General features: G+C 66.1%; 15 protein-coding genes. 4 read left to right on the top strand and 11 right to left on the bottom strand.

From position 1 onward, the window contains the following. Positions 1–153: 153 nt before the first annotated feature. From GA615_RS23395 to GA615_RS23385, 3 genes are all read left to right on the top strand, one after another. Positions 154–999, top strand: a complete 846-nt coding sequence (locus tag GA615_RS23395) for a Cys-Gln thioester bond-forming surface protein (protein ID WP_152053755.1) — start codon at positions 154–156, stop codon at positions 997–999. A 624-nt stretch (positions 1,000–1,623) separates the two neighbouring features. Further along, complete coding sequence (locus GA615_RS23390; protein WP_161602508.1) at positions 1,624–2,424, top strand: PEP-CTERM sorting domain-containing protein; 801 nt, start codon at positions 1,624–1,626, stop codon at positions 2,422–2,424. Positions 2,425–3,169: 745 nt separating this feature from the next. After that, entirely contained in the window at positions 3,170–5,239 is a 2,070-nt protein-coding gene (locus GA615_RS23385) for a tetratricopeptide repeat protein (RefSeq protein WP_161602507.1), read from the top strand. A 24-nt stretch (positions 5,240–5,263) separates the two neighbouring features. Here the strand turns inward: GA615_RS23385 and GA615_RS23380 are convergent, their stop codons facing one another. The 11 genes from GA615_RS23380 to GA615_RS23325 form a co-directional block, all read right to left on the bottom strand. After that, the gene (locus tag GA615_RS23380; RefSeq protein ID WP_152053752.1) at positions 5,264–5,488 is read right to left on the bottom strand and encodes a DUF5989 family protein; all 225 of its coding nucleotides are present in this window, start codon (positions 5,486–5,488) and stop codon (positions 5,264–5,266) included. A gap of 42 nt (positions 5,489–5,530) precedes the next feature. After that, a complete protein-coding gene (locus GA615_RS23375) occupies positions 5,531–5,947 on the bottom strand; it encodes an SxtJ family membrane protein (RefSeq protein WP_152053751.1) in 417 nt (138 codons plus the stop codon). 38 nt (positions 5,948–5,985) lie between these two features. Next, entirely contained in the window at positions 5,986–7,842 is a 1,857-nt protein-coding gene (locus GA615_RS23370) for a carbamoyltransferase family protein (protein WP_152053750.1), read from the bottom strand. A 533-nt stretch (positions 7,843–8,375) separates the two neighbouring features. Then, on the bottom strand, positions 8,376–8,885 hold the full coding sequence (locus GA615_RS23365) for a phage protein GemA/Gp16 family protein (RefSeq protein ID WP_152053749.1): 510 nt from the start codon (positions 8,883–8,885) through the stop codon (positions 8,376–8,378). 422 nt (positions 8,886–9,307) lie between these two features. Next, positions 9,308–9,604 carry a hypothetical protein gene (locus GA615_RS23355; RefSeq protein WP_201750293.1) on the bottom strand — a complete coding sequence of 99 codons (297 nt, stop codon included), beginning with the start codon at positions 9,602–9,604 and terminating at the stop codon, positions 9,308–9,310. A gap of 4 nt (positions 9,605–9,608) precedes the next feature. Further along, entirely contained in the window at positions 9,609–10,613 is a 1,005-nt protein-coding gene (locus GA615_RS23350; RefSeq protein WP_152053747.1) for a hypothetical protein, read from the bottom strand. A gap of 163 nt (positions 10,614–10,776) precedes the next feature. Beyond that, on the bottom strand, positions 10,777–11,457 hold the full coding sequence (locus tag GA615_RS23345; RefSeq protein WP_261343964.1) for an AAA family ATPase: 681 nt from the start codon (positions 11,455–11,457) through the stop codon (positions 10,777–10,779). 113 nt (positions 11,458–11,570) lie between these two features. Then, positions 11,571–13,385 carry a reverse transcriptase/maturase family protein gene (locus GA615_RS23340; protein WP_152053746.1) on the bottom strand — a complete coding sequence of 605 codons (1,815 nt, stop codon included), beginning with the start codon at positions 13,383–13,385 and terminating at the stop codon, positions 11,571–11,573. Positions 13,386–13,907: 522 nt separating this feature from the next. After that, positions 13,908–14,768: a hypothetical protein gene (locus GA615_RS23335; protein ID WP_152053745.1), complete on the bottom strand. Its 861-nt coding sequence runs from the start codon at positions 14,766–14,768 to the stop codon at positions 13,908–13,910. 148 nt (positions 14,769–14,916) lie between these two features. Next, the gene (locus GA615_RS23330) at positions 14,917–15,132 is read right to left on the bottom strand and encodes a DUF2997 domain-containing protein (RefSeq protein ID WP_152053744.1); all 216 of its coding nucleotides are present in this window, start codon (positions 15,130–15,132) and stop codon (positions 14,917–14,919) included. After that, positions 15,129–15,497 carry a DUF1257 domain-containing protein gene (locus GA615_RS23325; protein ID WP_152053743.1) on the bottom strand — a complete coding sequence of 123 codons (369 nt, stop codon included), beginning with the start codon at positions 15,495–15,497 and terminating at the stop codon, positions 15,129–15,131. Before GA615_RS23325 ends, GA615_RS23330 begins: the two co-directional genes overlap by 4 nt. Before the next feature lie 705 nt (positions 15,498–16,202). Between GA615_RS23325 and GA615_RS23320 the strand changes: the two genes are divergently transcribed. Further along, positions 16,203–17,750: a GMC oxidoreductase gene (locus GA615_RS23320; protein ID WP_161602506.1), complete on the top strand. Its 1,548-nt coding sequence runs from the start codon at positions 16,203–16,205 to the stop codon at positions 17,748–17,750. Positions 17,751–17,793: the final 43 nt, after the last annotated feature.

Genomic DNA, 17,793 nt, shown 5'->3' with positions numbered 1-17,793 from the left:
CTGTGGTTTGCTTGAATCGATTTCGGCATTTTCTCGTTGAGAGATGCTCTTTATTGTGGTGCGTCACGCTTCAAATGAGGTCGATATCACTGACCGAGTCTCCCAGGGATCCCTTGAGAGGCTGATTTCCACCTTAGGTTAAGGATCAATAAGATGTCGCGAATGTTCTTGCGCGGCGCGGCCGCGTTGACCTTTCTCTTTCTCGGAAGCTCATTCGCTTCCGCCTTCCCCGTCGTCAATCAAGTGCGAACCACTGCCACTCTGAGCGGCGCGCTGACCGGAACTGTTCAGTATCGACTGACCGACGGAGGGTCTCTGACGACCCGGAACAATACTTACGCGCTGGCGCTTTCTACAAGGACGACCAGTGGCGGTACCAATCAAGATGGGTCGATCAGCTACGGCCAAATCACGCCGTCGACGATCTACCGAACGTACTGCATGGAGATTACGGAGAATCTCAATCAGAACGCGATCACGACCGTCATCGACCGCATTCCACCCGGGACCGCCGATCCGCGTCAGAGTCCGCTTAGTGTGAAAACTCCTAGTGTCGCTGCGATGGAGCGAGCAGCTTGGCTGGTTCGTTACGGTGAGCAATTGGTCGGCGGTACGACGCACGAGAAGCAGGCAGCGGTTCAGCTCGCGATCTGGGAAATCGTTTATGATGCTGGAGCTACTGCCGAGGGAAATATCAACACGATTAACGGCACGAACGCCGGATTCCGTGTCGACTCGGGGTTCACTGCCACGACGCTCAGCAATGTCGAAACACTGCTGAAATTGTCGTGGAATGAAGGTACTGTGCGACGACATGACGGTCTAGGCTTCTACCAAAACGTCACGCTCAACAGTAGTGGTACCGAGACCGTTAGACTCGCCAATGGCCAGAATGTTCTTGCCGCCGTCCCCGAGCCCTCGACCTTCGCCATCGCCGGCCTGAGCGGCCTGGCGATGCTGGGCCTGGGGCTGCGTCGCCGTAAGATGGCCCGAGCCTGAGTGACGTCGAGGCTACGTCGGCGGGAGACTGTTCGGCATGGCCTGTCCACGAGATTCGTGGGGTATCACACGTCAGGCGTTTTTCCCCGGACGAACGCCACCCGGTTGACGCACGATCGTCCGGTTCGTGTCCTCTCGTCCAGGAGGGCAGGAGCCGAGGCGATCGTTGTATTGAGGGAGGTCCTCCGGCGCCGCACTTGGGGATGGAACAGGTTCAAGGGAGCGTCAGGTCCACGGACGAGCTGGATCGGCTGATGGCCAAACTTATCAGGAATCGGCGGCTTGTGTCAGAAAAATGCAAATAATCACGCCATGTTAAAGTTGAGGAAATATCAAAATTTTTTGTTGAATTGGGATGCGATTGGTGATATCACGGAACACGGAATGATCACCAGCTACGGTTCTGAGAGGCTTTGCGAAACAGTCTCCGCATCGGCTGGTCGTTCAGTAGAGTAGCGTGGCGATCCGGCCCTGCTGTTCTGGTGGTCTCCCTCTCCGGTGCGGAACGTCCGGAGGGTGTGCAAGCATCCGGTTGAGAGCCGAATGCACTGGATCATTACGATGTGCCGGCGTTCCGGTAATCGCCTGTTCGCGTGCGAGTGTTCAATTCAAGGAGTCATAGCGATGAGTGCCTTGGTCCAGCAACGACTTCAATCATTCGGAACCCTGCGGCTTGTCGCCGCCATGGGTGTTTTGCTGCTTGCGCCGGGGGTAGCGTCGGCGTATCCGCTTTCCGTGACCCGAACGACGACCGGAACCACTGGAAGTAACACTGAACTGGTGTGGAATCCCGCCGCTGGAGTCTGGAGTGACGGCGGTTTCTCGATCACCACCATGGTCGAGAAGGACGGCACGCAGCTCGTAGGTTCTGACCTGTTCCAAGTCTTCAAGTACACCTACTCGATCACCACCCCCTTGGTGGGCGGCAACCTCAGCCACGTGGTCGTTCAGCTGAGCCAGAACATCTTGGACGATCAGTGGGGGATTTTCGGTGTCAATTTGAATAACTTCACCTTCGATGGTGACTCCCTGAACAACTCGATCAAGACCCATACCGAAGCTCAAGGCAATCCCGGAATGCCCGCAGACCTTTTCGGGATCAAGCTGAACATTGCGGACACCAACCCGGCGTCGTTCAGTTTCCGGAGCCTTCAAACGCCGGTTTGGGGTAATTTCTATGCGAAAGACGGTGGAGGCACGGGAGATGGTGCGGTCTGGGCGCACAATAAAGACTTCCTCTCCACTCCTTCGCCGCTGGACGTCACGGCAGCCAACGTCGATTCGGGCGATTTCGCTGGTTATGTCATCACGGCGGACACTGCCCGAGTTATCGTCCCCGAGCCCTCGACCTTCGCCATCGCTGGCCTGAGCGGCCTGGCCATGCTGGGCTATAGCCTGCGTCGCCGCAAGCTGGCCCGGGCCTGACACCCACCCGTTGGCCGCAGTTGCCCAACCCTGATCCCCTAACGACACGACCCCCGGCGCACCCCACGCCGGGGGTCGTGTTCGTTCGGGCCTCGATCCATCACCGGGGGGCGGAATTCCGACCCGAACGATGAGCCATCTCCCAGCATCTCTTGTCCGAGAGCGAGTTCGGACTCAGGTGGTCGACTGGAAACCTTGCACGACCGAAGACCCGGGAGCGGATGACCATACCGTACCAAGTTGACCCGAGCCCCGCGCGTTTCGGCACTCGACGGATTTCGAGTGACTGCCGATGGGACAATTCCCGATGATCTCGTCGTGGTCTCGTCCAATCGCTCAGGCGAACGCCTGGGACGACGGACACGTGGCCCTCCTCTTTGGCAATCCGACCCGATGTCCTTACGGCCTTTCCCTGAGAAATAGTCAGCGCGAAACGAACCCAAGTCCACGCGCCCTCTGGCATCGTGGGCCTCCCGACCGCGCGGGCCTTATCAGGAATGGCTCTCTTCACCCTCCATTGCCGCCGCGAAACGAACCCAACAGGCGCCGAGACACCGCCGCGAATCGAACCCAAACCCCGGGAACCGAATTCCCCCAATCGAACCCGGTCGATTCGTTGTAACGCGTTGTGACACCAGGAAAATCGCCTGATCGATCCCAGCGCACCGCGGCGCACCCGATGGGCGCACCGCGGCGCACCGAGCCCGCTTTCGCGACTCGACGAACCCCCAGGAGCAACAACCTCATGGCCCGTCCCGCTCGACGCCGTCCTGTCTCGGGGAAGCGCCCCCGAGGGCCCGCCGCCGATCGGCCCGGACCTCCGCAGGCCGGTTCGCCGCCCCCAGCGAACGCCCCCCGATCTCAGCCGACCGGATTGCCACTCCGCAAGAAGCTCCTCTTTTCGGCGATCGTGACCGTCGGCCTCCTGGCTGTTCTGGAACTGGCCCTGGCCGTCCTCGGCATCCGCACGGCGGCCAGCGGGCGTGATCCCTATGCCGGCTTCACGCCCCGGATCCCTCACTTCGAGACGGTGACCGAACCCGATGGCACCCGGATGGTCCGGGTCGCGGAGAATCGGGCCGAGGTGCTCAACCCGGTGAGCTTCCCCGAGACGAAACCGGCGGGCTCGTACCGGATCGTTTGCCTCGGGGGCTCGACGACCTACGGCCGGCCCTTCTTCGATCACACGGCCTTTCCCGGTTGGCTCCGCGCCTTCCTGCCGGCGGCCGATCCGTCCCGCGACTGGGAGGTGATCAACGCCGGCGCCATCAGTTACGCGAGCTACCGCGTCCGGGGCCTGATGGAGGAACTCAGCCGCTTCGAGCCGGACCTGTTCGTCGTCTACATGGGGCACAACGAGTTTCTCGAACGCCGGACCTATGCCGACGTGCTCGCGACGCCCGGCTGGCTCCGCGGGGCAGGGGGGCTCATCCATCAGACCCGCACGGCGACGGTGATCCAGCAAGGGCTTGACCGCGTGGGACTGCTCGGCCCCCCCGATCCGACCCACCGCGCCGCCGGCCTGCAGGACGAGGTGACCCGTATTCCGATCAACGCGGTAGGCCCCGAGGCCTACACCCGTGACCCGGCCTTCCATGCCGAGGTCCTGGCCCACTTCGAGGCCACCTTGCAGGCGATGGTTGACCTGGCCGAATCCCGGGGGGCGGGGCTCATCCTGGTCACCACTCCATCGAACCTCCGCGACTTCGCCCCGATCAAGAGCGAGCACCGCGCCGGGCTCGGCCCCGAGCAGCTCCGCGACTGGCAGACGCACTTCGACGCCGGCACCGCCGCCCTGGCGGCCGGCGATTCCGAGGCGGCGCGCGAGGCCTTTGCCCGGGCCGAGGCGATCGACGACCAGCACGCGGAACTGCTCTACCGATCCGGCCAGGCACTCGATGCGCTGGGCCAGACCGAGGCGGCCCGGGACCGTTTCCTCCGGGCCAGGGAGGAGGACATCTGTTCGCTCCGAGCCCTTTCGGCCACCAACGAGGCGATCCGCCGCGTCGCCGCAGCGCGGGGCGTTCCCCTGGTCGATGCCGAGGCGCTGCTGACCGCGCGATCCCCGGATCAGATTCCCGGCGAGGAGGCGTTCTTCGACCACGTCCACCTGAAGGTTGAGCCCCACCGGCGGCTCGCCCTCGACCTGCTTGAGGCGATGGCGACCGCAGGGGTTGTGCAACCGGTCGAGGACTGGGGCGAGGCGACGATCGCCGCGGTCACCGCCACGGTCGAAGCCGGAATCGACGGCCCACGCTACGCCCGGGAGCTGTACGCCCTCTCGGGGCTCCTCGAGTACCTCGGCCAGCCCGAGCAGGCGCTGAAGCGCGTGCTGGAGGGACTCGACCTCTCGGGCGATGACCCGGAGGGCTGGTCCCTGGCCGGTCGCTACCGGGCCGCGATGGGTCGGCCGGAGGAGGCGGCGGCCTCGTTCCGCCGGGCGCTGGCCCTCGATCCGGCGTCGATTCCCGCGCACGAAGGGCTCGGTGCCTTGCTCCTCGACACCGGGAACCCCGAGGCGGCCCTGGTCCACCTGGAGGCCGTCTGGAAAAGGGCGCCCAATGCCGTGGCCAACCTCAACCGGATCGGGGTGGCGTATTCCCGGCTCGGTCGACTGGTGGAGGCGACCGATTGGTTCGCCCGGGCGATCCAGCTCAACGGGAACGATCCGGCGATCCTGAGCAATCTGGGCCGGGCCGAGGAACTCCTCGGGCGCCGCGAGGCCGCCCGGGAGCATTACCGGACGGCCTTGCGGATCGATCCCAACCATCCCGAAGCCCAGGCCGGGCGGAGGCGGCTCGCCTCCTCCCCCTGACCGGGCGACCCCGCGCGATCGGGTTCAGAACAGGGTGTAGATAAACGGCGCGGCGGCCGAGCCCGAAAGGGCGACCAGTAGCCCGATTGCTGCCAGAACCACCAGGATCGGCAGAAGCCACCACTTCTTGTTGTACCGCAAGAAGGCCAGGAACTCGCCGGTCAGCGTGCCGTGGCCGGCCTCGGCACTCAGGTGTTCAAAGGAGGTCGGGCCGGTCGGCTTCGACGCGTCGCGCGGGGTGCTCATCATCAAGGGTCCATTTTCGAACAGAGGGGATTTCATTCCATCACATCAGAACTGATCGAAATAACGCCGGGGGTCGTCCGTGGCGGGGATCGCGATCCAGTTGGTGTCTCGATCGCCTGGCGGGCGCAGCAACAAGGGATCCCGGCCCAGGAGCCGAAGCCCGAGGCCCACGGGCGTGAAGACGCCGTAGTAGACCACCGCCAGGATCAGTCGGGAAACCGTCCAGCCGATCGGGAACGCCAGGACGCTCCAGGCCACATAGATCGGCCGGACCGATCCCGGCCGGACCAGGCCAGCCAATCCGACCGTGACCGCCAGGCCGGCGAGGACCAGGCCCCTCGTTTGGTGCTCGAGAACCAGCCCATGCCAGGCCGCGAGCCCCCCGAAGACCAGCAACCAGAGTCCGGCAAACTGGCGGAGCATGCGGTCGGCCGGCCGGAACGAAAGGTCGGACCACTGCATGGGCGATCGTCTCGAACAGAGGAACCCGGGCGGGTGGGTTAGTCCAGAGGATACTGGGAAACCAGCGTCGAACGAAAGGCTTCAGGATTCGCATCCTTCAGCTCCGATCGATCGATCACATGATCGCCGAGCACAAGCAGGTCCATCTCGGTGGCCAGGAAGCAGCGGTAGGCGTCCTCCGGGGTGCAGACGATGGGCTCGCCCCGGACGTTGAAGCTGGTGTTGACCAGGATCGGGCAGCCGGTGAGTTGCTCAAAGGCCCGCAGCAGGGCGTGGAAGCGCGGCGCACGCTCGTGGTCGACCGTCTGGACCCGAGCACTGCAATCAACGTGGGTGATCGCTGGCACCTGGGAACGCACCACCCGGACCCGGGCGCGCAGGTCGGGGTCGTGCTCCATGAGGTGCGATTCGTCCGGAGTGAGCGGCACCAGGCGGTCCTTCCGAACCGGGGCGACGACGAGCATGTACGGGCTCTCGCGTCCTCGGGGCAGGTCAAACCACTCCTGCGCGCGCTCTCGGAGGACGGCCGGAGCGAAGGGCCGGAAGCTCTCGCGGTACTTGATCTTCAGGTTCAGGGTCGTCTGCATCTCGGCCGATCGCGGATCGGCCAGAATGCTCCGGGCCCCCAGGGCCCGGGGGCCGAACTCCATGCGGCCCTGAAACCAGCCGACGACCTGGCCCGTGGCCAGGGCCCGTGCGACGGACTCGCAGAGCGACGCCTCGTCCTCGAAGCGGCGGGCCGGGATCTGCTCCCGGGCGATCCACGAGGCAATCTGCTCGGGGGCAAACGACGGACCGAGCAGGCTGCCGTGCTGGGAGTCCGTCGGGTCGGCATCCCGCGGGTTGCCGAGCAGTTGATGCCAGACGAACAGGGCGGCCCCGAGGGCCCCGCCCGCGTCACCGGCGGCCGGCTGGACCCAGAGGTCCTCGAACGGGCCTTCCCGGAGCAACCGGCCGTTGGCAACACAGTTCAGGGCCACCCCGCCGGCCATCACCAGGCGGGTCATCCCGGTCTGGCGCTGCAACCGATCGGCGATCCGGAGCAACACCTCCTCGGTCACGGCCTGGATGCTCGCCGCCAGGTCCATGTGCCTTGGCTCAATCTGGGACTCCGGCCGGCGGGGAGGCCCCCCGAAGCGGCGGTGGAAGCGCCGGCCGGTCATCGTCAGGCCGTGCGGATAGGTGAAATAGTCCATGTTCAGCCGGAAGCTGCCGTCGGGCTTCAGGTCGATCAGCTCCCGGAGGATCAATTCCCGGTAGATCGGCCGGCCGTAGGGGGCCAGGCCCATCAGCTTGTACTCGCCGCTGTTGACCCGGAAGCCGCAGTAGGCGGTGAAGGCCGAGTAGAGCAGGCCCAGCGAGTGCGGAAACCGCAGCTCCTCGGTCAGCGCGATCTGGTGGCCTCGACCGACGCCGAGCGTCGTCGTGCTCCACTCGCCGACGCCGTCAACCGTCAGGATCGCCGCCTCGGCAAAGGGGCTCGGGAAGAAGGCGCTGGCGGCGTGCGACTCGTGGTGCGTGGCGAAGACGAGCCGAGCGCGGGGCATCCCCCCCAGCCCGCGGCGGATCGTCGGGCGCAGGTGCAGCTTCTGCTTGAGCCAGATCGGCATGGCTTGGGAGAAGCTCGCCAGTCCCCTCGGCGCAGTGGCGAGGTAGGTCTCCAGCAGTCGGTCGAACTTCAGCAGCGGCTTCTCGTAGAAGGCCACATAGTCGAGGTCCTCCGCCGCGATCCCCGCCGCGTCAAGACACGACTGAATCGCCTGCGCGGGAAACTGCGCATCGTGCTTGACCCGGGAAAAGCGCTCCTCCTGGGCCGCGGCGACAATGGTCCCATCGACCACCAGTGCCGCGGCGCTATCGTGATAGAAGGCGGAGATGCCCAGAATCCGAGCCATCAGATGCCCAAACCAACACCGTGACGCGCGGGCGGATCACACCACAACCGACCGCCAGCCGGGTCTGATCGTACCGCCCCGTTGTTTCCGATCGCCAGCACAATTCTCAACTTCCCAGGTGATGCGTTGGCCAGAGCCGGCTCACGACACGCGCTCGCCACCTTCGGTCGCGGCGATGTCGCGGCACGCAGATCCCTCGAACGGCCGTCGGCGACCGCTGGAGGAGACGACCGCAGCGGATCGAGACGCTCCCGCCCGCGGTGAACGGTCTGTGTGTGCGGAAGGAGGGCTCCGGCGCGTCCCCGCCTGACGCTGGGGAATTGCCCCCGCGTCCCCCTGGTGAGCCTCAGGAGGTGTGATCCGCGGCGGTCGCGCACAGGCTGGCCGCCCCCTGGCGCCATGAGACGAACAGCCCCGACACAGGCACCGCTCGCTGATGGCGAAAAAAAACGCGGAACTCCGGCCACGGCAGCCGCCGTGGCCGGAGTGCATCAGGTTCTGAGACAAAATTGGACCGGGCTGCGGACCCCTGTTCAGACGATCGCGTCGGTCTTGAGCTCGTCGATCAGCCGCGAGGCCTGGGCCACGCTGAGCTCCTCAACCCGGTCGACCTGGAACTCCTGGCGGAGGATCGTGCCCAGGTCGGCCCCGTGGCGGCGGGCGATCGCGCGGATCGCCTTGACCTGCCGCTCCGAGGCCGGGCGATCGGGGCGAGACGCCGTGGTGGGCCGGACGGGGGCGGCAGCGGTGACCATCCCGTTTTGCGTCGAACCGTGATCCGCGAGAACGACGTCCGGGCGATCGGGCGCGGGCGTCCGCAGCGGCGCCGCCGATTCCTCCGGACCGGCCTGGCGGGCCAGCTCCTCGGCCACCGCCGCGCGGCAGGCGGCGAAGGCCACACGGATCTGGTCCCGGAGGGCCTCGGGATCCCGCTCGATGAGGGCGGCGTCGAGCTCGACGTCGAGGGCACAGCTCGCGCCGAGCGAACTGTAGCCCGGCTGCCCCAACTTGCGGGCGCAGCCGACACGCAGGGTCAGCGGCATGACCAGTCCTCCGGGGCCAGGGGCCGCAGGACCGGGGTCGTGACGCCGCTCGCGGCGTCACGGTGGGCGGGCCGTGCGGGCCGACCGCGCGGCGATCGGGGGTTGCCCGGGCCCGCGTGCCGGCGGCCGCAACGGTGCCCCTGGCGGGCCAGGCTCCCGGCCAGGCGGGCGCAGGCCTGCCAAAGCAGGGTGCGACCGCATCGCAAGAGAAGTTGAAGCAATGTCATGGCAAAAATCCTTTCACACAATGCGAGTGGCGGCTGAACCCCAGGGGCGGCAACGGACCTTGGGGGGCCGCATGCGGAGCACGCGGGAACGCTCCCGCGCGCCGGACAGAAACGCCGCGACGGCGGGTCCCGTCCGTGCCGAGAAGAAAACACACCAGGAAACCTTCATAAGGTTGCGTGCGTGTTCCTCCGCAGTCACGACGCCCCGCCGGCCTCCGGGAGAGGATCGGGGGCCGCGTCCAGGCCGCCGCCGCGATCGCCCAGGAGCACCCGGGCGAGCCAGGCCTCCTCGGCCGCCAGGGCGGCGCTGCGGGTGGCGAAGGGCCCGAGCACGGGGCCACCGACGAGGGACAGGTCGGCGAACCAGCGGCCGGCCAGGTCCGGGTCGACCACGCCGGCCCGGACGATCCGCGGCGCACCGAGGGCCGCCAGGTCGATCGCCTCGGCGTAGCGGCCACGGACCCGACCGCCAGGGGCGATGAAGAGATCCATCGCGTTAGCCCTCCGAGGACGAGGACGGGGACGGGGATGGGGACGGCCCCCGCAGCACCCTGCGGCGGGGCCGCTCGACGACGAGCGTCTGCAGTTCATCCCGGACCCGGCCGAGCCGCTCGGCCACGTGCTGACGCAGCGCGCCCTGGTCGCGCAGATCCTGAGGGCCGATGCCCCGGACGATCCGCTGGGCCTCGGTCACGAGCGCGTCGAGTTGCTCATGCGAGCGCACGTCGAGCTGACGGAAGCGCTCGAAGAACTCCGAGAGATTCCCCACGGTACTGTCGCGGAAGACCCGCGGCGTGCCGTCGGCCTCGGTGCCGAGCCGCTCGGTGAGGTGGCCGACCAGCCGCGCGAACTCGGCGAGAAACGCCTCCTCGGCCAGCCGGACCGCCTCGTCGAACCGCCGGCGGACGCGCCGCTGCTCCTCGCGGTAGAGTCCGGGGCTGAGCGCGAGCAGGTAGCCGGGCGGCTCGACGTTGGGAAAATCGACGGTGAAGTCGAACAACCCGATGAGCCGCTCGGGATAGTCGTTCGGGTCGAACAGATCGCCCAGCCGTCGCGCCGCTCCCTCGCGCAGCTCGGCGTAGTGCCGATCCAACTCGGTCACGGCGTCGGCCAGCTCGACGCGGAAATCGGTCATCAACGCCAGGAACGCCTCGACCTGGTCGCGACGGAGCAATCGGACGCCGGGCTCGGGGAAGGGCAGGCTCATGCCCCGCCAGGACTCGACGATCTTGGTGCGCACGGCCGAGACGGCGCGGAAGGATTGGTCCTTCGTGTCGAAGAGCTTCTTGCCGGCCGAGACGAAGGGGGCATCGGCCTCGAAGGTGGCCGCGGCCCGGGCCTTCTGATCGGCATTGAGGCTCTTGTTAACACCGAACCAGGTGAACGACAGGCGGACCGGGGCCATCTCGCTCCGCAGGCGACGGACGGCCTCGTCATGGTTCCCCGAGGGCCCGACGACGGTCGGGGAGGCCGGGGCGTGAGATTCAATCAGTGCAGACATCGCGATTCCTCTCCAAACGAGAACGAAAACGGAAACAAAAACGGGGCGGCCGACCCGGACCTCCCGGATCGCCGCCCCGCAGGAATGGGGTGAAATCCCTGCGCACACGCGCAGGGACATGATCTCCGGAGGGATCCCCCGGTCGATCGTGTGAATCGGCCGATCAGTTGGCCGAGGGGCCGTCGCGGCCCACCCGCCGGCCGGTACGGCCGGACGTCATGCCGGGCTCCTCCCCCCCGGGCCGGTGGTACAGCCCGGGGGCCTCGCCGCTCAGGCAGCGGCCCGAGGCCCAGGTGCGTAGGCGTTCGACCGCCTCGGCAGCCGTGGCCGCCACCGGCACGATCTGACGCGCCGCCTCGACGAGCGAGAGGTCTAGGAGACGGGCCAGCCGGCAGCAGGCCCGGATCTCGGTCCCCGTCCAGGAACGATCCATCGGCCGCCGCTGAGCGGGGTCCAGCCCGTACTGGCTAATGTACAAGTCCCAGATCGCCGATTTCTCCCGAGTGGATGGTAAATCCAGGAAAAATACGGCATCCCACCGCTCAGCCCGCGCGAACTCGGGCGGGAGAGATGAGATGTCATTACACGTTGCGATCACGAACACGTCGCTCGTGCGGTCGCTCAGCCAGCTGAGCAGGCTGCCGAAGAGCCGGCTCGACACACCGCCGTCACTCCGACCGCCCGACTGCACGCCGGAGAGGGCCTTGTCGATCTCGTCCACAAAGACCAGCGAGGGGGCCATCGCATCGGCGATCGCCAGCGCCTGGCGCGTCCGGGTCTCAGTCTCGCCCACCAGCGAACCCATGAGCGCCCCGACCTCCATCACGAGCGTCGGCCGGCCCACTTCCTGTCCCAGCGGTGAGGTAGGCCGCCGGCGAGGTATCCTTGCGGACCCTTTTCCGACGGCCCCCTCCCGAACCCAACGTGCGGCTTTCACCGCATTGGGCTCTCCGGTATCTACTGGAGCCCCGATCCGTCGATCCTGCCGCGGTGGATGTTCACGTGGCAGGCCCGGCAGAGGACCAGGGTCTTTCGGGATCGGGTGATCATCAATCGCACCCAGGGGACCTGGTTTGCCTTGGACTTCTTCGCGAGGTCGGCGATCTTGCGGACGTGGTGGACTTCGCAGTCCCTCCCCGACCCGCAGAGTTCGCAAACGTCCCTCAGGAGCCGTTCGAGCAACTCAGTCCGAGTGTTGTACACCCTGACCGGGGTGTCATCGAGGATCACCGATTCCCTCCGACGCAAGGAGAGCCCGCCGAAGGTCGCGACGAGATCGTCGCGTCCGGGGCGGGGCACCCTCACCTGGTAGGCCCTGACAGGCCCGTCGGGGGTCATGACGTCCCGCTTGATTTCCCTCGCGACCTTGCGGCAGGAGGACCTGCGCTTGGCCGCGAGCGTCTTGAGCAGGGATGTCGTCATGACCCACTTGAGCTTCGAGACCTTCCAGGAGACGTCGTGAGCCATGAGGTAGTAGTTCGCGAAGCCCCTGTACACCGACTGGTACCAGCTGACGATCGAGTACTCGCTGTTACCCATCTGGTCCAGGCGCTTGCGGATCTTGCCACCGATCATGAACTCCCGGCACTTGGCGTCGACCTTCGACGCAGGGACCCCCAGCCAGACCTGCCCGTTGATGCAGCGCCTGGTGAAGTCGGTCGCCCCTCCCCGCGCACGGGTCGGTGTGACCTTGTCATCGTCGTGCATGATCCCGATCTCGTACCCCAGGAACAGGGCCTTCTCGGTGCGGGCATGCGTGATGAGGGTCTTCTCGGGAGACAGTTCCAGCCCGAGGGCGTCCCGAAGGAACTCCCCGAGCCGGTCCTTGATCTCCGTCGCCTCCGCCTTTGGTCCGGTGAAACCGAGGATGAAGTCGTCGGCGTAGCGGACGTAATGGAGCCTGCGAAAGTGCGGGTCGTCCGGCATCAGGGAGGGCAGCGATCTCTGGCGAGATCTCAGCCGAGCCCATGATTCCGCGTCGCCCGCGGCCTTCGCCTTCGCCATCTGCCTGACCACGGCCTTGTATTCCGGGTTGCCCCGGCGACCCGTCCCGCGGTTGTACCGGGGATAGAGGGTCTCCTCCACGAAGGCGTCGAGCTTGTCGAGGTAGATGTTCGCGAGGAGCGGGCTGAGGATCCCCCCCTGGGGCGTCCCCGAGAGGGTCTCGTTCAGGCGCCAATCCTCGAGGTATCCGGCCTTGAGCATGCGCGACACCAGCTGAATGAACCGTTCGTCGTCGATGGACTCTCGCAGGATGCCCAACAGGACATCGTGGTCGATGTTGTCGAAGCAGCCCTTGATGTCCCCCTCGATGAACCACGAGCAGCCCCGGAAGCGTTTGGCGCACGCCGTCAGGGCCGTGTGGCATCCCCGATCGGGGCGGAAGCCGTGCGAGCTGTCCCGGAATCTCGCCTCGAAGTACGGCTCCAAGATGGAGCGCATGACCTCCTGGACGATCTTGTCGGTCCAGCCCGGCAGGCCGAGCGGTCGGAGCTTGCCATTCCGCTTGGGAATGTAGATCCGCTTCGCCGGTCTCCAGTCGAAGCTCCCGTCCTTGAGGGACGTGATGATCGCCCGGAAGAGTTCCAGCGAAGTGCCGTCGGCGGTCCCGCCATCGACGCCCGGAGTCATGGCCCCCCGGTTACGGTAGATCTTGCCGTAGGCCTGGAGGTAGTACTCCGGTTCATACAGCTCGCGGTAGACCCGCTCCAGCTTGAGACCGCGCGACGCGCGGTCCGCGAGGATCGCTCGCTTCTTCAGGATCCTGTGCATCTCGCACCTCCCGGTGGTTCGCGGTCCTCAGTTGATACCTGCCTCCCTTCGCCATGGAGTGCCCATTACGGCACCGCCGACTACTACGGAGGCTCCGTCTCCCTAGGGCTCTCGCCCCGTAGGAGATCCCGAATTCCGGTCAGATAGCACGTCATAGCCCCCGTTAGGTCCCCCACTCATCCCGTCCCCGCTCATTGCGGTCTCCAGACACCGTGACTTCACCCCCGACCGCGAGCACATCGGGGGTGCGGCGTCTGCTCCCGGTATCAGTTGCATTTCCGGGCGTCCGTTCTCAGACGATGGGGATTGGGGTTCAAGCAATCCAGCCTTGACCATGGGGGGCGGGTCTCGCGGCGCGGCGTCCCCTCGCAACTGGGTCCGGCCGCCGCTTTAATGCCATGCTGCTTTAGCTTCTCCCTTTCGGGTTCGGCTGACGGGCCGCCGTTGGTCTCGGCGGTGCACCTTGAAGGCATTGACCCCAGGACGTCAGTCAAGTCCTGATCTCCTATGGAGATGATGCTATCAGCCGTTAGACGGCGCACACCGCGCAAACGCGCTCTTACCCGTGCCGGGCACCCCGAGGAGGAGCACCCCCCGGGGACGGACTCCGGCCGGGCGATCGGGCCGCAGGGCGCGAGCGCAGAAGGACTTCAGGGCGTCGAGGCCGCCGAGGCCGGCGAACCCCTCGCCGCCCCGATGCAAACGCATCAGGCCCGATCGGGTGAGGGCTTGCGCTTTCAGCTCCCAGAGCGTTTCGGGCCGCACCCGGCCGTGGCGCACAAGCGACAAGGCGACCGCCCCCTCGGCCTCCAGCCGGGTCAGCCCGGCGGCGGCGTCGAGCACGGCGTCCCGCTCGGGGCCCTCGGGCGGCAGCTCGCCCGGCTCGGTGGCGATCGAGCGGGCGATCCCCTCCAGCTGGTCGCGGTCCGGCAGGGCGTGCTCAAGAACCACGAATCCCCGTTCCAGCTCCGGCGGTAATGCCACCGATGGTGCCAGGATGACGATCGTGGTGCGATCGCGCTTGCCCCGCGCCAGCGCCGCATCGAGCGCCTGGATCAGCTCGGCCGAGCCGAGCAGGCGGTGCAAATTGCGCAGGACGAGGAGGGCCGCCCCGTCTCCCTCGCCGGGCGCAAGTCGGGAGAGGGCCCGCAGGGCGGCCATCGGGTCGGCCCCGTCGGTGATCGCCGCCTCGGGGGCATTGGAATCGGCCCCGGTGCCGTGGACGACCAGGCCACGTTCGAGGTCCCATTCGGCCAGGCACCAGATGCGGTCGCGGCAAAGTTCCTGCAACTCGGCCACAGCATCGTCGTGCTCGTGCGAGACGATCCAGAGGCCGGGAAAGGCGGCGCGGACCAGCTCCGCGACGCGTTCGGAAAGCGTCATAACGTCACTCCTAAGGATGTGGAAGGTGGAGATTTCAGATCGGAGGAAACGACGGGTCGGATCGAGCCCGACCGGGGGACGGACGGCGAACGCCGCCATGCCCTCGACGGGCACGGTGTACGGTCCCCTCGGGATCACGTCCCGGCGATCATTGCAAGTGGCGCAACTGCTGCTCGGTCGTCGCCTGGTGATAGAACTCCGCTGTCAACCGCTCGCCGGTCGAGCGGCCCAGGGCCTCCTCCAGAAACCGGCTCGCCGCGCGGCAGGAGGCGCCGGTGAAGCCCTTCGTTGCGACCCGGGTGTTGCCCTGCGGGTCGACCGTGATCTCGATCACGGGACCGCCCGAAGCACTGGGGAGGCTCATGCACGCCTCCCGACCGCGACGGTCAGTTTGATCGTCCCATCGGCCAGGGTCTGTTCCCGCACCGGATGCCCACGGCGATGGGCCTCGATCCGGGCCTTCTCGACGGCATAGCTCTGCTGGAAGCGGCCCAGCTCGGCCGGGTCGCCCCAACGACCTTCATAATGATCGTAGCGGAGCGTACCCCGCGCGGTGTCCAGCACCAGCGGGTAACGCCAGCCGGGCAGGCGGACGAGCAGCCCCTCGGCCTCGCCGGCGAAGAGGCGGGCGATGCCCCGTTCGGGCGCAGGCAGGCCCAGCCGGCGGCAGGCGGCGGCGACGGCCTGCGTGTCGCGAATCTGGGTTTCAAGGGTCACGATGTGGCTCATGAGACGTTCTTACTCCCGAAGGGATATGGAATCGAGCAACGTCGCCGGAGAGAGCGCGTTGCCGGGCGGGCGAAATGCCGTCGACCAAGCGGTTATGGCACGTGTTGTAACTCCGTTTATCCATGAATGTTCGATGAACGATTTCAAGTAATTAAACCAATAAAATAATAGGAATATTGATCCGTTTTTCGTCGGCGTCGAAGAGGACTCCGGCCGGGGCCGCCGTGACCATGCCTCGGCAAACCTGAGGGTCATCCGACGATGCACGCGGGGCCCACGGAACCGTGAGACACATCTCCGCTGGGGCATCGAAACCCAGCGCCTGAACGGTGCCGCCAGCGATGAGGATCGAGCAAAAGCCTTCGTGGAACCATGAGATCCGATGCGGTTTCCCTGGCCTGGACGCGGCCCCAGAAATGGCGAGAACCACGCGGATGGGCGGAGACTCAGATCTTCACGAGGCACCAGGGTCGTCCGCGAGACAGTCCCCTCCGCTTCCGCTGCACCCTCGTGGAGACCGGACGGGAGCCGCTCGCCGTCCATCGACGAGGGCTCGACCAAAGGGTAATTTGAGAACACCAGGCGTCACGTCTCTCGATCGCCCGGCGCGACGTTCTTCCACCGACCAGCACAGGCACATGATCAATGTTCGTAGATGCACGTTCGGTGCCGAATGGGACCATCATCGAGACCGAGGTTTGCATCGTGGGCGGGGGCGCCGCGGGCATCACGCTGGCGCGCGAGTTTGCCAACTGCAGCTTCCGCGTGGTCCTGCTGGAAAGCGGTGGAACCGAGCGGGAGCAGGCCACGCAGGCGCTCTATGCCGGCAGCGATGTCGGGCGGCCTTACGAACTCTTCCGGGAGTCGCGGCTTCGTTATTTTGGCGGTACCACCAACCATTGGGGACGCGTGTGGTGCGACTTGCCGAGCCCGCTTGATTTCGAGACGCGAGAGGGCGTTCCGTATTCCGGTTGGCCATTCGCGCTATCCCACCTCAAACCGTGGTATCAGCGTGCACAAGCGGTCTTCAAGCTTGGTCCTTCTGGTTATGAACTGTCCGAATGGGGCATTGCACCGGGCGAGATTCCCGAGCCGTTCCGCGGCCCGCATTTCGTTTGCCGAGTCCTGCAGCAGGCCCCGGCGACCCGATTTGGCCGTGAATATACGCCCGAATTGCAGAAGGCGGAGAATCTGAGCGTTTACCTGCACGCCAATGGGCTGCGTTTTGACAGTAGCGAGAACGGCGGAGCCGTGCGACAGGTCAACGTCGGTGTCCTTCCCGAGGGACGCTTTACCGTTCGGGCACGCATCTACGTCCTGGCATCCGGCGGAATTGAAAATGCGCGTTTGCTTTTGCTCTCAGAACGTCCATCCGGGATTGGCCTGGGAAACGAACACGATCTCGTCGGTCGGTTCTTCCAGCTCCACCTGGAATATTCGGGCGGGTTTCTCGACCTCAAGGATCCCTCGACGGATTTGACGTTCCAGACGGGCGAACAGGGCGCCAAGTACACGTGGCTCGATCGCACGCGACGCTTCGTCTCCTATCTCAGCCTTTCCGACGAAACGAAGCGCCAACTCAACTTGCCGGCGTTTCGGGTGCGGTTTCAGTACCCCAGGCCCCCCGAGGTCGATGCCCTGGTGCGGCTCACCGGATTGCTCCCGGAGCTGCATCTTCGACCCGATCAACGGACCGCAATCCTGCAAGATCTGGGTTCCGTGATCAGGAAATTTCCCGGCATCGCGTCATATGTCGCTCGCCGGATGTTCTATGGTCGCAATAAGCCCCCCGTGCCTCTGGCATCGATTCCGCTGAATTGCACGTCCGAGCAGTTGCCGAATCCGGAGAGCCGCATTCGACTGGGCAGCGACCTCGACGCGTTTGGCTTGCGGAAGGTCGTCGTCGATTGGCAACTGACGGCAGAAGACAAACGCGGGATGGCCACGGGGCACCGGTTGTTGGGAGCGGAGCTTGTCCGTACCGGATTCGGCCGACTCCGATCGACCGTTCCCGAAGGTGATCACGAATGGCCCAGGGACATGCGCGGCGACCAGCACCACATGGGGACGACCCGCATGCATCGGGACCCGAGGCGGGGCGTCGTCGACGCGCATTGCCGTGTCCACGGGGTCGCGAACCTCTTCGTGGCGGGTAGCTCCGTCTTCCCCACCGGGGGGACCTTCAATCCGACCCTGACGATCGTTGCACTCGCGTTGCGTTTGGCGGATGATATCAAGGAGCACTTCCGGTGAACCACGTGGGGAAGGCGCCTCTCGCGGTTCTCGGTTCGCCCGG

The organism is Tautonia marina (assembly GCF_009177065.1).
GTDB classification, from domain to species: Bacteria; Planctomycetota; Planctomycetia; order Isosphaerales; family Isosphaeraceae; genus Tautonia; species Tautonia marina.
Note: the sequence above shows the minus strand (reverse complement) of the source record. Positions and strands in the feature narration are given on the sequence as shown.